The sequence below is a fragment of the Thermostichus sp. MS-CIW-40 genome, from assembly GCF_054058315.1.
Genome location: NZ_JBSSAC010000059.1, coordinates 1 through 13,917 on the forward strand (window position 1 = coordinate 1; position 13,917 = coordinate 13,917).

Here is a 13,917-nt window from a genome sequence, read left to right on the forward strand (position 1 = left end):
CTCCGTCCCGCTAACGCGAATGGAAACAAACAGAATGCTATCGCTGCATAGTTGAACAGTGATGTTCAGCAGTGTTCAGCGTAAATGTATCAGCACGCCCAAGCAAGGGGAGACCTCTTCCGGTCGGGATCGGGCCTCGCGGCCGAAAAAAAGTAAGCCAAGCCCTTCTGCCCAGTCCGGGGATTTGGGAACCTCAGAAGCAAGAGCGCGGCCAAAACAGGCCGATAGCACTCCGCGCCGTGCGGAGCAGCAGGAGATTTTACAAGATCACCCTTCTGGCTTGAACCCGCCCAAAAATCTCTCTATACTGCAGGGAACTTTATCATTTGCTCCCGCTTCTTCATCTCTCCTTCAATCTATGCGTGCTCCCTCTTCAGGTGACTCGGATCCCATCCTTTCAGAGACTCATGCGGGCTGTTCAGCATCCGAACCGGATCCCAGCACGGAGCGCCATTTGGCCCTGAGGCAGCAACAGCCCTTGGAGAGCCGTCTGCTCAAAGCCGAAGCCGAGCTCCAAGAGCGGCGAGTTCTTCAGGAACAACTGCAGGCTTTGCACCAGAAGGTGGCCGAACAAGAGAAGGCGCTGCAGGAGCGGGAGCATCTCTTGCAACAGTTGCAGCAGACTTTGGCGGCTCAGAAAGTCCAGATCTCGGATCAGGAAGCTCAGCTTGCTGCTCGGCAACGCTTAAATGAACGGCAGCGGCAGGATATCGAGGCCCTGCAGGAGCAGATTGAGCAGCTACGCTTGGCCCACGCTCAGGAGCGCCGTCAATGGGAACAGCGCCAGCAGGAGCTGCAGGCCTCTCTGCTGGAAGCCCAGGATGTGGCGGAAAAGCGGGTGGAAATGCTGCAACGCTTTAAGGCAGAGCTTTCTCTGGCCCGCACTCAAATTGCCGAAACTCAGGCGGAGCTGAGCAGCCTGCGGGCTTTGTACAGCGACCAACAGGCAGCCTGGCAGGAGCAACGGGAACACCTCGAGGCCCGTTTGGCGGGCTATGCCGAGACGGAAGCCGAGGCCGAGCAGCGCTGGCGGGAACAACGGCAAGAGCTAGAAGCAGCCCTGGCCGAAGCCCAAGCTCAATTGGCGGCTTTGCAAGCTCAGCAGGAGCATCTGCGCCAGGGATCCCGGGAGCAGCAGCAGCTTCAACAGCAGTGGCAAGCCCAGGCCGAAGCGCTGCAAGTGGCCCTCTCTCAAGCCCAGGCGGAAGTTACCCGTTGGCAGCAAGAGCACCGCCATCTGCAGGAACAGTACGCCCAAGCCCAGCAGCATCTCTCCGCCATGGAGCGGCAGTTGCAGGCTGCCTTGGAGCAGTTGGCCGCCCAACCCGACTGGCAGCCACAGTTGCGCTCTGCGCAGGCAACCATTCTCCATCTGCAAGAAGAAATTGCAACCTTGTCCACGCAACTGGAGAAGCAAGCAGAGCAGATCAAAGCCCTGCAAGGGGAGCGTGCTGCCCTGTGGGAAGAAAACCGCTCTCTCCGAGAAAAATACGAGCAGCAGCAGATGCATGTGCTGAGCTTGAAGGCGGCTTTGGAACGCAAAGGCTTGGATGTCCCACCTCGGGCCGATACCTCCAGCGCCCTCACGCGAACAGAGTCCCTTGGCCAGGCTCTGTCTCCAACCCCTGCTGCCAAGCCTACAATTCAGCCCCTGGCCCAACCTCTACCGTCTCGGGCAAGCAAGCGGGCGGTCGATCTGCCGAGGTTTCTGCCCCGTCCGTGAGGGATCCCGTGTTGCAGCCTGTTCCTCCCCGCTGGCTGGAAGTGTGGGTGGATCATCCCCATTTGGGGGGTTGCTTTACCTATCGTGTGCCAGAGGGATCCGCGCCAGAAGCGGGCGACCTGCTCAGCGTACCCTTTGGTCAGCAAATGGCGGGGGCAGTGGCCTTGGGTTGGCGCTCCGAGCTGCCGGCAGGGGTGGATCCGCAGTCGGTGCGGGAGATCGAGGCGGTGGTGGCCAAAGGGATCCTGCCCAAAGAATTCTGGCCCCTGCTGCAGCGGGTGGCCGACTATTACCTCACCCCTCTGGCCCAGGTGGTGCGCACGGTATTGCCCCCCGGCTTGCTCAGCCGTTCTCAGCGGCGTGTCCGCTTGCTCAGGCTCCCTGCCGAAGGGGAGGAATGTTCGCCGGCTGCCCAAACCCTGCTGCAGCTGCTTCAGGCCAAAGGGGGAGAGCTGTCTTGGCGCTATGTGCAACAGCAGGTGCCCACTGCCGCCCTCGCCCTGCGGGAACTGCAGCGACGGGGTTGGGTGGAGAGCTTTTGGCAGGAGCAACAGGGGGGCAGGGTGAAAACCCAGCTGGCCGCCAGTCTGGCCGACGACTCCCCAGAGGGGCTGAGCCTCCCTCAGCAGAAGGCGCTGCAGATCCTCAAGCAGAAGGGGGGAGAGCTGCTGCTCGCCGAGTGGGAGCGCCTAGCAGGAGTGAGCCGAGCGGTTCTGCAGGGGTTGGCCCGCAAAGGCCGTGTCCACCTCTACGAGCGCCCACTGCTGCGGCTGGGAGATGCCAGCCTGCCGGGGTGGCGGGATCCGCCCAGGCCCTTGACGGCCGCCCAGGCCCAGGCGGTAGAGGCGATCCGGCAAGCTTTGGGCCGGTTCCAGCGGTTTTTACTGCACGGGGTCACCGGTTCTGGGAAAACGGAAGTGTACCTGCAGGTGATCGCCCAGGTGCTGCAGCAAGGACGGTCGGCGCTGGTGCTGGTGCCCGAGATCGGCCTTACCCCGCAACTGATGGATCGGTTTCGGGCGCGGCTGGGATCCCAGGTGTGGGCCTACCACAGCGGCCTCTCGGAAGGCGAGCGCTACGACACCTGGCGGCAGATGCTGTCCTCCACCCCCCAAGTGGTGATCGGCACCCGCTCGGCGGTGTTTGCCCCCTTGTCCAAGCTGGGCCTGATCGTCTTGGACGAAGAGCACGACGACAGCTTCAAGCAGGATCAGCCCCAGCCCTGCTACCACGCCCGTCAGGTGGCCGAGTGGCGGGCCGAGCTGGCCGGTTGTCCCCTGGTCCTGGGCAGTGCAACCCCAGCGGTGGAAACCTATGCCGCCCATCTGCAGGATCCGCAGCGGTGGATCCGGCTGGCTCTGCCGCAGCGCATCCCCCAAGCTGGGATCCCGGCCACCCTGCCCCAACTGGAGCTGGTGGACATGCGCCAGGAGCTCCAAGCCGGCAACCGCAGCATCCTCAGCCGCCGTCTACACCAGGCCCTGCAGCAGACGCTGGACAGAGGGGAACAGGCCATTCTCTTTGTCCCCCGCCGCGGCCACAGCACCTTCGTCTTGTGCCGTAGCTGCGGGTTTGTCCTCACCTGCGAGCATTGTGATGTTTCTCTCACCTTTCATCTGGCCCATCTCGGCGGGCAGGAACTGCGCTGCCACTACTGCGGCGCCCGCCAACCCCATCCGCAGCGCTGCCCCGCCTGTGGATCCCCCTACCTGAAGCACTTCGGCACCGGCACCCAAAAAGTGGTGGAAGTGCTGCACCAGCATTGGCCCCAGCTCTCGATTTTGCGCTACGACAGCGACGCCACCCGCCGCAAGGGATCCCATCGAGAGTTGCTGGAGCAGTTTCGCAGCGGCAAGGCCCAGGTGTTGGTGGGCACGCAAATGCTCACCAAAGGGCTGGACATACCCCAGGTAACCTTGGTGGGCGTGATGGCCGCCGATGGGCTGTTGCACCAAGCCGACTATCGCGCCGGCGAGCGCAGCTTTCAACTGCTCACCCAGGTGGCAGGGCGCTCGGGCCGGGGATCCCTGCCAGGACAGGCGATTATCCAGACCTATCTGCCGGAGCACCCGATTTTGAGGGCGGTACTGGCCCAAAATTACGAGGGCTTCTTGCAGGCAGAACTGCAACAACGGCGAGAGGGGGGCTATCCTCCCCACCGAGCTTTGATTTTGATCCGCTTGAGCAGCACCCGCCTGGAAGCCCTGGAGCGCTACTGCCATCGGGTGGCCGAACGCCTACAGGGGATCCCGGCAGAGGTGTTGGGGCCGGGGCCGGCCCAGGTGGAGCGGGTTGCCGGACGCTACCGCTGGCAGATCCTGTTGAAGCAACTGCCCGACCAAGGTTGGGATCGCCCGAAGCTGGCTGCCCAGATTCAGGCCGCCATTGGCCATCCCCCCCAAGGGATCCGCGTCAGCATAGATGTGGATCCCCTGCGGATTCTCTAGGAACAGTTGACCCGGCGCGCGGCAAGCCCGCCGATCCCGCGAGATCTTCCCGCGAGATCTTAAGGTAGTCTGGTTTCGGGGCCACCCGTATCCAACTCAACTCTGGCAAAGCATGGCTGAAAACCGGACTGGCGCGTTTATTGGTGGGCTGTTGCTGGGAACTGCTGTGGGCACCGCCATTGGCCTGCTCTTGGCTCCCCGCAGCGGACGGGAGACGCGGCGACTGCTGAAGAAATCGGCAGAGGCCCTGCCAGAGGTGGCAGAAGATGTGACCAGCAGTCTGCAATATCAATCGGAAAAGTTGTTCGACGCTGCCCAACGCAGTTTGGATGAGGCTCTGCTGCGGCTGCAGCAGGCAGTGGCGGTGGGCAAAGAAGCCATGTTGCAGAAGCGAAGGGAGCTGCTCCAAGCCCAGAACTCGCGTCCCTTTGGCGGGGAAGAAGCTGACCTAGAAGCTCGGGATGGGGAGGAGGCGGCGGGATGAACGACCCGGTCTTTTGGCTCGGCCTCTCGGTAGGCCTGGTAGCAGTGGGCATTTTGGCAGTGATCCTGACCCTACTACCTGCCGTCATCCAACTGGGTCGAGCTGCCCAGAGCGTGGAGCGCTTTTTCGACACGCTGCTGCGGGAATTGCCGCCCACGCTGGAGGCCCTGCGCCTGACCAGCCTGGAAGTGAGCGAGATTGCCGACAGCCTCGACGAAGGGGTGAAAGGGGCTGGGCAAGTGGTGAAGCAGGTCAACCGCTCCATCGAAGGAGCACGCACCCAAGCCCAGGGCGCCCAAGTCAATATCCGCAGCTTTTGGGCAGGGGTACGGGCAGCCTGGCAGACGCTGTCCGGCGAAGTGCCCCCCACCACTGGCGCGATTCACAACCCGCGGCTGCGCCCATCCGACCCATCCAACCGTTCTTTCTCCGCTGCTTCATCAACACTTCCCCTGGGAGGTGACCGCCCTTTTGCCGGCGGAGCCACACCAGAGGGATCCCAAGCCGCTGCCCAATCTTCCCGACCGGACATCGCCAATCCCTAGGCGTTCCTCAGGATCTTCTGAAAGACAGGCGTAGGAGGCTGGGGCTCTTGCCCGGGGGGAAGCTGGCCCCAAGTCGCATCGGGATCCCAGCGCAGTTGCAGGGTGTCGGCGAGGGAGAACCCCAGCTGCTGCAGGATCTTGAGGCTGAGAGCGGGAATGAGGGGGGAGAGCAGGACTGCCACCCAGCGCACACTTTCCAAAACGGCGTAGAGAATCTGGGCCACCCGTTCGTTTTGCCCTTGCTTGTGCAGCGTCCAAGGAGCCTGCTCATCAAGGTATTTGTTGCTGGCCTGGGCCAAGCTGAGGGCTTTGCGGGCAGCAGAGCTGGGATCCATCCCCTCGTAGGCCGCGGCCACCAGAGGGGCAAGGGTCTCGGCCAAGGTTTTGAGGGGGTGATCTGCAGGGATCCCAACTGCGGGAATGCGGTAGTCCGGTTGATATTTCTTGAGCATGGTGAGGGTGCGGTTGAGCAGATTGCCCAGATCGTTGGCCAGATCGGCGTTGAGCACGTCAACGAAGCGGCCCTCGCTGAAATCGCCATCCTTGCCCAGCTCGATTTCCGTCAGAAAGTAGTAGCGCACGGCATCGGCGCCGTACTGGCGCACCAGCTCAAAGGGATCCACTGTGTTCCCCAGGCTTTTGCTCATCTTGAGGCCATCCTTGGTGAGAAAGCCGTGGCCAAACACCTGCTTGGGCAGGGGCAGACCTGCGGACATGAGCATGGCCGGCCAGTAAATGGCGTGGAAGCGGACAATATCCTTGCCCACCAGGTGCACATCCGCAGGCCAGTAGCGGCGTAGGGCATTTGCCAAGGTGGGCTCGTCGTCAGGATCCAAAGCAGCACTGATGTAGTTGATGAGGGCATCAAACCAAACATAAAGGGTTTGGCCGGGATCCGCCGGAAAAGGGATCCCCCAGGAGACACTAGGGCGAGAGATGGAAAAGTCCCGCAGGCCCTGCTTGACAAAGTTAATCACCTCATTGCGGCGGCTTTCTGGTTGGATAAACTCCGGCTGCTCGGCATAGAGGGCTTCCAGCTTTTCCTGGTAGCGGGAGAGGCGAAAAAAGTAGTTTTCTTCATCTTTCCACTCCACTTTCTTGGTGGGGTGCAGAGGGCAAAACCCTCCCTCCAGCAGCTCCGCCTCGTCTTTAAACTCTTCGCAGGCAACGCAGTACCACCCCTGCTGCCGCCCAATGAAAATATCTCCCTGATCCCAGACCCGCTGAAAAAACTCCCGCACAATGGCCTTGTGGCGGGGATCCGTGGTGCGGATGAAGCGGTCGTGGCGGATGTGGAGTAGGTGCCACAGTTTCGCAAACTCGGCAGAAAACTCATCACAGTGCTGCTGCGGCGGAACGCCCCGTTCTTCGGCGGTACGCTGGATCTTCTGGCCGTGCTCGTCGGTTCCCGTCACCATCAGCACATCCTTGCCCCGCAGGCGATGGTAACGGGCAATGGCATCCGCCACCAGGGTGGTGTAGGCGCTGCCGATGTGGGGAGCGGCGTTGACGTAGTAGATGGGGGTGGTGATGACAAAGGTGGAATCCGGCATGAGCATCCCCAAGGCTTTCTCCCATGATAGAGGTTGCGGGAAAGTCCAAAAGGCCAAGCTGTAGCGTGGGTGTGGAGAGGTCATTCGATGAAACTTCAGGTCAACCTTCTGGGGTGGAGCGGTGTGGCGTTGGGAGTAGGGATCCTCGGGGCGGGAGCGGGCCTGGCCCAACCCTCGACGGCGCCCCTGCCGGAAACCCGGATCCCCTGTGAGATTTTCATCGCGGGGGGTGGGCTGGGGGGGGTGGCGGCGGCCTATGACGCGCTGCAACTGGGCCGGCAGGTGTGCATGACGGAGATCAGCGATTGGATCGGGGGGCAGGTGAGCGCCCAGGGAGTCTCCGCTTTGGACGAGCGACCCCTGCAACGAGAAAATGACATCTTTCCCAAAGGCTACAGCGAGTTTCGCCGGCGGGTACGGGAAAAATACGGCGGGGATCCCAATCCGGGCAAATGCTGGGTGAGCGTGCTCTGCTTTTCCCCTCAGGTGGGCCATCAGGTTATCCGGGAGATGTTGGATCCCTATCTGCAGTCGGGGCAGTTGCGGCTGTTCACCGAGACGGTAGTGAAGGATTTGGAGATCAAAGACTCTCAGATCCGCAGTGTGCAGGCCATTCGCAACATCCCCAAACACGCCGGCGTCCAGCCAGAGAATCGAGGGGATCTCTCCAGCTACTTTCTCGATTTTTATCGTCTAGAACCCACCGAGGACTGGGACAAGGAGATCCTGCGCTTTGAGCCGCCGCCAGAACGCCAGGGGAAAACCCTGCCCTGGGTGGTGATCGATGCCACCGAAACCGGCGAGCTGCTGCCCTTGGCGCGGGTGCCCTACCGCCTGGGAACTGATGGCCAAAGCCGCTGGGAACCCAGCTCCAAGCCCTACGTGGATCCCTACTGTACCCAGGGCTTCACCTACACCTTTGTCCTGGAGCGCTCTGCTGTGCCCCAAGTCCCCATCAAGCCCGAGTTCTACAACGATCCCCTGCACGGCCCCTACTACAGTTACGAACACCCTCGCTTCAACTTTGCGCTGATCTTCACCTACCGCCGCATCCGGGGGCAGGTGTTCGGCTTTGGGGAAGAGGCCATCCGGGTGGGGGATCAATCCATGCAGAACTGGACCTGGGGCAACGACTGGCGCATCACCGGCCCGGAGATGAACCTCATCCTTACCCACGAGCAACTGCAGGCCTCAGGCCAACTGCAGCCGGGCGGCTGGATGGGGGGCCTGCGGGTGGAAGCCCTGCGGCGAGCTGAGCAGCATGCTAAGGGCTTTTTCTACTGGCTGGTGGCGGGAAGGACGGATTTTCTCCTGCAACAGGAGGATCCCAACTTTCAAAAAGACTTCTACTTGCGCTATGCCTACCTACGGGGGCCCAATACCCCCATGGGAACTGCCAGCGGCCTCTCCAAGTACCCTTATATCCGCGAGTCGCGGCGCATCATCGGTCGCCCCAGTGGGGCCTACCCGCAGGGATTTACCATCTACGAGTCGGATATCACCACGCGGGAATCGGAGTTGAATCGTGGTCGCCCCTTTATCTTCTACGACTCAGTGGGGGTGGGCCAGTACCCCATCGACTTTCACGATTGCCTGCTGCCGGGTTTTTCCCTGCCCCCCAGCAACAACAAAGACGCGCAGGCCCCCAGCTACCCTTACCAGATCCCCCTGCGGGCTCTGATCCCCCAGCGCATTGACAATCTGCTAGCCGGCAACAAAAATATCGCCACCAGCCGCATTGCCAGTGCCTCCTACCGGGTGCATCCGGTGGAATGGGTCATTGGCACCGCCGCCGGCCACACGGCCCACTTTGCCCTAGAACGGGATCTGATCCCGGCGGAGATCGTGGAGGAGCCGCTTTTGGATTTGCGGCTGTTGCCAGCTCTCCAGGCCCAAATCCAGAGCTTGGGCAACCCCATTCAATTTCCTGGCACCACCATTACCGCCACCGATTGGGCCCAATCCCGCTAGCCTAGAAAGGCAGGGTTGGGAGTTGACCGGTGGATCCCGTTGGGGTTGGACTTGTGGGCTGGGAGATGCTTCGCCCCTCTTTATGGGCCGCCACGGCTCTGTGGGGCTTAGGGCTAATGTGGGGGTTTTCGCCGCTGCATCAAAAGCTGCAGGAGAGCTGGGAAAAGCAATTGCCATGGGATCCCAGTGGAGCTTTGGCTTCCTTGCTGAGCACCCTTCCCTTTTTGCTGGCAGCAGGCTTGGTGGTAGCCCTGACGGAGATCTCCTTGGGCAAAAGCTGGGCCGTCTCCTGCGGCCTGATCGCCTGCGTCGGTGGAGGCCTCTATGAACTGGGCCGGCGGGACAATGCCAGGTAACTCAAGCGCTCCGTGTTGTTAACGCAACTACCCCCAGTCTCCTCCCCTAGGGAGCGGATAAGCAACGCCAAGTTAGAGCGGCTTCAAGCGATGACCCCCCTCCAAGAAGCAGCAGAAGCAGCGGCCAAGCTGCTGGTATTCCGGGATATCTGCACCCACCCCCTAGCCCTAGCCTGGCAGGAGCTAATCCAGCAGTTGATGAGTGGGGATCCCCTGCCGTGCTGGAGGGCCTACGGGTGCTGGTTTGAGCAGTTGGCCCGGCAGGGCCTGAGCTGGCGGGAGTGGCTGATCCGGGAGATTGGCTGGGCCGATAACCCCTTTGCCCGCGCGGCGCTGCAGCCCCAAGGGATCCCAGAGCCTCTTATGCAGGCGGCCCGCCACGACCTGCGCTGTCTGCAAACCCTAGCGGACAGTCAGGAGACCATTGCCGAGCAGATGCAGGCGTTGGGGTTGGGGATCCCCTGGCCCGATGGGGAAACCGATAGCGCTGGCTGGGATCCCCGCCCTTTTGCCGATTGGGGCCTGAGCCTGGAGGACTTGATTGCCCACTATCGCCGAGAAGGGGTGGGAATCTGTGCTCGCTACTGGGCCTTTCGCTGGGGGGCATCAGGGCTGCAAGGGATCCCCGCTCCCGATCTGTCTGACTGGGAGGAGATCTACGGCTACGAACGGCAGAAACAGCAGTTGGCGGCCAACACCGAAGCCCTGCTGCGGGGAGATCCGGCCCTGCATGTGTTGCTCTACGGGGCGCGGGGCACCGGCAAGTCTTCTCTGGTGAAGGCGTTGTTGCGCCGCTACGGCCCGCAGGGGTTGCGCCTATTGGAGCTGAGGCGAACAGACTTGATTCAGTTGCCGGAAATTTTGGCAGAGCTGCGGGCGCAGGTGTTGCCTTTTATCTTGTTTGTGGATGATCTCTCCTTTGAGGCAGAGGAAACCGAGTTTAAGCAGCTCAAGGTGCTCCTGGAGGGAGATCTCGTCGCGCCGCCCCTCAACGTGCGTCTTTATGCCACCAGCAACCGCCGCCATCTCATCCGCGAGTTTTTCGGCGACCGACCCAATCCCCAAGATCAAGAAGTTCACGCCTGGGATACCGTACAGGAAAAGCTGTCGCTGCGGGATCGCTTCGGCCTCACCCTCACCTTCACCCCCTTCACCCAGGGAGATTACCTGGCAACCGTAGAACACTTGGCCCAGCGGCTGGGTTTCACCCAATCTCTGGATGCCCTGCGCCGCCAGGCCTTAATCTGGGCCCAACAGCAAAACGGCTTTTCCGGTCGCACTGCCCGCCAGTTCTTGGATGCCGTTCGGGCAGGGCTGGTGAAGGACAGCGATGGACTATAGAAGCGATAGAAGCCATGGTCGCATCAGCGTTGGGTAGCAACCTCGATCCGGCCAATCTGGATCAGACGGAAGCAAGCCGCAGCTTGGCCCGCCTGGGGATCGATGTGGGGGGCACCTTTACCGATCTGGTGCTCTTGCAGGATGGCCAGATGCAGACGGCGAAGGTGCTGTCTACCCCCAGCCCTGAGGAGGGAGTCTTTGCGGCGCTGGACAAGCTGGGGGCGCTCCAAGGAGAGCTCCGGGTTGACCTGTTCTGCCATGGCATGACGGTGGCCACCAACGCGCTGCTGGAGCGCAAGGGATCCCCCACCCTGTTTCTAACCACGGCGGGCTTCCGGGATGTGCTGGCCATTGCCCGTCAAAACCGCCCCTCTCTGTATGACCTGACACAGCCCAAGCCGGAGCCGGTGGTGCCCCGCCACCATTGCCTGGAGGTGAAGGAGCGCTGCAGCGCGGGCGGAGTGTTGGAGCCGCTCACCGATGCCGAAATCCGGCGGGTGGTGCAGGAGGTGGGGGAACGGGTGCAGCGGGATGGGATCCGCGCTATTGGGGTGGGGTTTTTGTTTTCTTTTCTCTACCCGGAGCACGAACAGCGGCTGGGGACGGCCTTGCGGCAGGCTTTTCCCGATCTGCACCTTTCCCTGTCTTGCGAGGTGGCGCCGGAGTTCCGCGAATACGAGCGCTTCAGCACCACCGCCATCGATGCCTACCTCAGCCCGGCACTGGCGGGCTACCTGCACCGCTTGGCCCAAGGATGTCGGGAGCGAGGGATCCCCCAGCCCTTGATCATGCAGTCTTCCGGCGGGGTGACCTCCATTGCTCAGGCGGCAGCTCATGCTTCGGTGGCTTTGCTCTCGGGGCCGGCAGGCGGAGTTTACGGGGCGGCCTATCTGGGTCGCCTGAGTGGCTACCCCCACTTGCTTAGCTTCGATATGGGGGGAACCAGCACAGATGTGGCCTTGATCCAAGATGGGATCCCCCAGGTTACTCCCGCAGCGGTGGTGTGCGGCTTGCCCGTGCAACAGCCCCAAATTGACATCCACACCGTCAGTGCCGGCGGCGGATCCCTGGCCCATTTGCTGCCCGGCGGTGGGCTCCAGGTGGGGCCAGAGAGTGCCGGATCCAACCCTGGGCCGGCCTGCTACGGTCGGGGGGGAACAGCTCCGACGGTTACCGATGCCAACCTCTGGCTGGGGTACCTGCCGGATGGCGGGCGGCTGGGCAACTCGGTGCAGCTACGGCGGGAGCTGGCGGAACAGGCTATTGCCACGCTGGCGGATCCCTTGGGTTTGAGCTTGCAGGAAACTGCCGTTGGCATTCGCACCTTGGCGAATGTCGCCATGTCGCGGGCCTTGCGGGTGATCAGCGTGGAGCGGGGTTTGGATCCCGCCGATTTTGCCCTGTTGGCCTTCGGCGGAGCCGGGCCCATGCATGCCTGTGCTTTGGCAGAAGAGCTGGGCATCCGCACGATCTTGATCCCGGCTGCCTGTGGGGTGCTCTCGGCGCTGGGAATGGCTCTGGCGGATCTGCGGCGAGACTATCGGCGGGCCATCCTCCAACCTCTGCGGCAGCTCACGTCCGCTTCAGGGGGATCCCTGCTGGCCCAATGGGCAGAACCCCTGATCCGCCAGGCCCAAGCCGATCTGCAGGAGCCGGCGTTGCACTTCAGCTTGGACTTGCGCTATCGCGGCCAGTCTTTTGAGTTGGAGATCCCAGTGCGGTTGTCGGATCCGATTGCTCATCTGGAACAGCAGTTTCACCAGGCCCACCGACAACGCTATGGATGGCAAGATTCAGCCCAGCCGGTGGAGGTGATTCAGTTGCGTCTACAGGCGGTGCAGGCCCTACCCACCGTGCCTTTGACTGCACCCCACCCTTTGCCAGGGGATCCCCTCAAGGGTCGGCGAGAGGCATGGTTTGGGGGCAGGATGCGCCTGGTGCCGGTTTACGATCGGCAGCGCATGGATGTGGGGTTTCAACTGCGCGGGCCGGCAATTGTCGAGATGCCGGAGGCAACTGCGGTGATCGAAGCCGGTTGGACAGGTGTCATTGACGAAGTGGGAACCCTAATCTTGAGCTGTGTTCACAATGGCGGGACGGAGTTTTAGTGAGTTCACCCGTAAGGCAGTTTCGATGCAAACCAGGACACTGCACCCACACCCAAGACATTGAATGCATGGGGCCAGAAGGCTTTTCAAGGACTCCGTCCCGCTGGCGCGATCAGTAGCCCAGGTGTCTCACCCTAACCTGAAAGACCACAGCAGAGCTTGTTTTGAGAGGGAGAGGCAGGTGCTCCAGATCACCTTGACGAATACCTTCACGATTTTTGCGTCCAGATAGGGTGTTGTCTGTTTTCGTTTGTCAGGGTCTAGATAGATGGACTGGCCTCTGCAGCCCTTGCCCTGACTGGATTTTCGCGATTTCCCTCAAGGGCGGACGATGGGACTCGAACCCACGAATGGAGGATCCACAATCCTCTGCCTTAACCGCTTGGCTACGCCCGCCGTGATTCCGGCTATCTAGCTTAGCATGAGAAAAACGGGACTGAACCACAGAGGTCGAAGCACCCCAAATGCTACCCAGAGCCGATTTGTTGCGAGGGGCAGAGCATCGAGAAACCTTGGCACGGGTCTTGGATTTGGGAGAGCAAGCTCTCAAAACCTGGCAAGTGGTCTGGAGCGACTTCCTCTCGCCACCGGAAATAGCAGAGGTGCAAGCTCGGCTGTGCAACTTGACCGAACTACAAGTGGGGGCCTGGGGAGGGTACCCCCAAGCAGAACGCCAACGCATAGCCCTGGCCCGCTCTGAGGTGGGTCTGGATGTCCGGGATCCCAAGCCCGACCCAGAAGGGATCCCATTGGCCGCCATTCAGATTCAAGGCAACTTTCTCTTCGACCCGGCCACCCACCGCGATTTTCTGGGAGCCCTTTTGGGAGCCGGCATCGCCCGCGAGAAAGTGGGAGACATCCTCCTGTTGGGGGACTCAGGCGCCCAGGCCATCGTTGTGCCCGAAATGGTGGACTACCTCACCCTAAACCTGACTCAGGTGCGCACAGTGCCTGTCAAAGTGAGCCGGATCCCCCTGAGCCAGTTGAACATTCAACCCCCCCGCGTCAAATCCATCACCAGCGTGGAAGCCTCTTTGCGCCTGGATGCGGTAGCCTCAGCTGGGTTTGGCATCTCCCGCAGCAAAATGGTGGAAGAAATCCAACGGGGGGAAGTGCGGGTCAATTGGAAGCCCATTACCCAAGCCAGCTACACCGTTGGCCCTCAGGATTGGATTGCCATTCGCGGTCGGGGTCGGCTGCAAATCGAAGAGGTAGCCGAAACGAAAAAAGGCCGCTTTCGAGTGCAAATGAGGCGGTATCTCTAGATTTTTTCCTGTCTGAGTTTGGGGAGATCGTTACAGCCTTTTAATTTAAAATAGGGTACAGGTATTCAAGAGGAAGGAGAGAAAGGAATGCCGACTCATTCTTTGGATTTGCGGCAAAGAGTTG

Annotated in this window: 10 protein-coding genes and 1 tRNA gene; 9 read left to right on the forward strand and 2 right to left on the reverse strand. The window is 61.5% G+C overall.

The window, feature by feature from the left end:
- Positions 1-358: 358 nt before the first annotated feature.
- The 4 genes from ACVWXF_RS13075 to ACVWXF_RS13090 all read left to right on the forward strand — a co-directional run bounded on the left by ACVWXF_RS13075 (position 359) and on the right by ACVWXF_RS13090 (position 5,199).
- Complete coding sequence (locus tag ACVWXF_RS13075) at positions 359-1,723, forward strand: hypothetical protein (protein ID WP_457416402.1); 1,365 nt, start codon at positions 359-361, stop codon at positions 1,721-1,723.
- Positions 1,724-1,731: 8 nt separating this feature from the next.
- Positions 1,732-4,170: a primosomal protein N' gene (gene priA, locus ACVWXF_RS13080; protein ID WP_457474607.1), complete on the forward strand. Its 2,439-nt coding sequence runs from the start codon at positions 1,732-1,734 to the stop codon at positions 4,168-4,170.
- Positions 4,171-4,282: 112 nt separating this feature from the next.
- Positions 4,283-4,654 (forward strand): YtxH domain-containing protein, encoded by a 372-nt coding sequence (locus ACVWXF_RS13085; RefSeq protein WP_011433806.1) that lies wholly within the window; start codon positions 4,283-4,285, stop codon positions 4,652-4,654.
- Positions 4,651-5,199: a hypothetical protein gene (locus ACVWXF_RS13090; RefSeq protein WP_011433807.1), complete on the forward strand. Its 549-nt coding sequence runs from the start codon at positions 4,651-4,653 to the stop codon at positions 5,197-5,199. The genes ACVWXF_RS13085 and ACVWXF_RS13090 overlap by 4 nt, the downstream gene beginning before the upstream one ends.
- Here the strand turns inward: ACVWXF_RS13090 and metG are convergent.
- Positions 5,196-6,752: a methionine--tRNA ligase gene (metG, locus tag ACVWXF_RS13095; RefSeq protein ID WP_457474612.1), complete on the reverse strand. Its 1,557-nt coding sequence runs from the start codon at positions 6,750-6,752 to the stop codon at positions 5,196-5,198. The genes ACVWXF_RS13090 and metG overlap by 4 nt on opposite strands.
- 87 nt (positions 6,753-6,839) lie before the next feature.
- On the opposite strand from metG, the gene ACVWXF_RS13100 reads away from it, so the two are divergent.
- The 4 genes from ACVWXF_RS13100 (at position 6,840) to ACVWXF_RS13115 (ending at position 12,528) form a co-directional block, all read left to right on the forward strand.
- Entirely contained in the window at positions 6,840-8,723 is a 1,884-nt protein-coding gene (locus ACVWXF_RS13100) for an FAD-dependent oxidoreductase (RefSeq protein WP_457474608.1), read from the forward strand.
- Positions 8,724-8,788: 65 nt separating this feature from the next.
- Positions 8,789-9,079 (forward strand): hypothetical protein, encoded by a 291-nt coding sequence (locus ACVWXF_RS13105; protein WP_457444625.1) that lies wholly within the window; start codon positions 8,789-8,791, stop codon positions 9,077-9,079.
- Positions 9,080-9,169: 90 nt separating this feature from the next.
- Positions 9,170-10,420: an ATP-binding protein gene (locus tag ACVWXF_RS13110; protein ID WP_457474609.1), complete on the forward strand. Its 1,251-nt coding sequence runs from the start codon at positions 9,170-9,172 to the stop codon at positions 10,418-10,420.
- 14 nt (positions 10,421-10,434) lie between these two features.
- Positions 10,435-12,528: a hydantoinase/oxoprolinase family protein gene (locus ACVWXF_RS13115; protein ID WP_457474610.1), complete on the forward strand. Its 2,094-nt coding sequence runs from the start codon at positions 10,435-10,437 to the stop codon at positions 12,526-12,528.
- Positions 12,529-12,851: 323 nt separating this feature from the next.
- Here the strand turns inward: ACVWXF_RS13115 and ACVWXF_RS13120 are convergent.
- Positions 12,852-12,924: transfer RNA gene (locus ACVWXF_RS13120), tRNA-His, on the reverse strand.
- Positions 12,925-12,992: 68 nt separating this feature from the next.
- On the opposite strand from ACVWXF_RS13120, the gene ACVWXF_RS13125 reads away from it, so the two are divergent.
- Positions 12,993-13,793, forward strand: a complete 801-nt coding sequence (locus tag ACVWXF_RS13125; protein WP_457474611.1) for a photosystem II S4 domain protein — start codon at positions 12,993-12,995, stop codon at positions 13,791-13,793.
- The last annotated feature ends 124 nt before the right edge of the window (positions 13,794-13,917 follow it).

What these genes read in the sequence shown, in the direction of transcription:
- ACVWXF_RS13100 (WP_457474608.1), top strand. Translation starts at nt 6,840, where the DNA reads ATGAAACTTCAGGTCAACCTTCTGGGGTGGAGCGGTGTGGCGTTGGGA.
- ACVWXF_RS13110 (WP_457474609.1), top strand. Translation starts at nt 9,170, where the DNA reads ATGACCCCCCTCCAAGAAGCAGCAGAAGCAGCGGCCAAGCTGCTGGTA.
- ACVWXF_RS13085 (WP_011433806.1), top strand. Translation starts at nt 4,283, where the DNA reads ATGGCTGAAAACCGGACTGGCGCGTTTATTGGTGGGCTGTTGCTGGGA.
- metG (WP_457474612.1), bottom strand. Translation starts at nt 6,752, where the DNA reads ATGCCGGATTCCACCTTTGTCATCACCACCCCCATCTACTACGTCAAC.
- ACVWXF_RS13105 (WP_457444625.1), top strand. Translation starts at nt 8,789, where the DNA reads ATGCTTCGCCCCTCTTTATGGGCCGCCACGGCTCTGTGGGGCTTAGGG.
- ACVWXF_RS13075 (WP_457416402.1), top strand. Translation starts at nt 359, where the DNA reads ATGCGTGCTCCCTCTTCAGGTGACTCGGATCCCATCCTTTCAGAGACT.
- ACVWXF_RS13090 (WP_011433807.1), top strand. Translation starts at nt 4,651, where the DNA reads ATGAACGACCCGGTCTTTTGGCTCGGCCTCTCGGTAGGCCTGGTAGCA.
- ACVWXF_RS13125 (WP_457474611.1), top strand. Translation starts at nt 12,993, where the DNA reads ATGCTACCCAGAGCCGATTTGTTGCGAGGGGCAGAGCATCGAGAAACC.
- ACVWXF_RS13115 (WP_457474610.1), top strand. Translation starts at nt 10,435, where the DNA reads ATGGTCGCATCAGCGTTGGGTAGCAACCTCGATCCGGCCAATCTGGAT.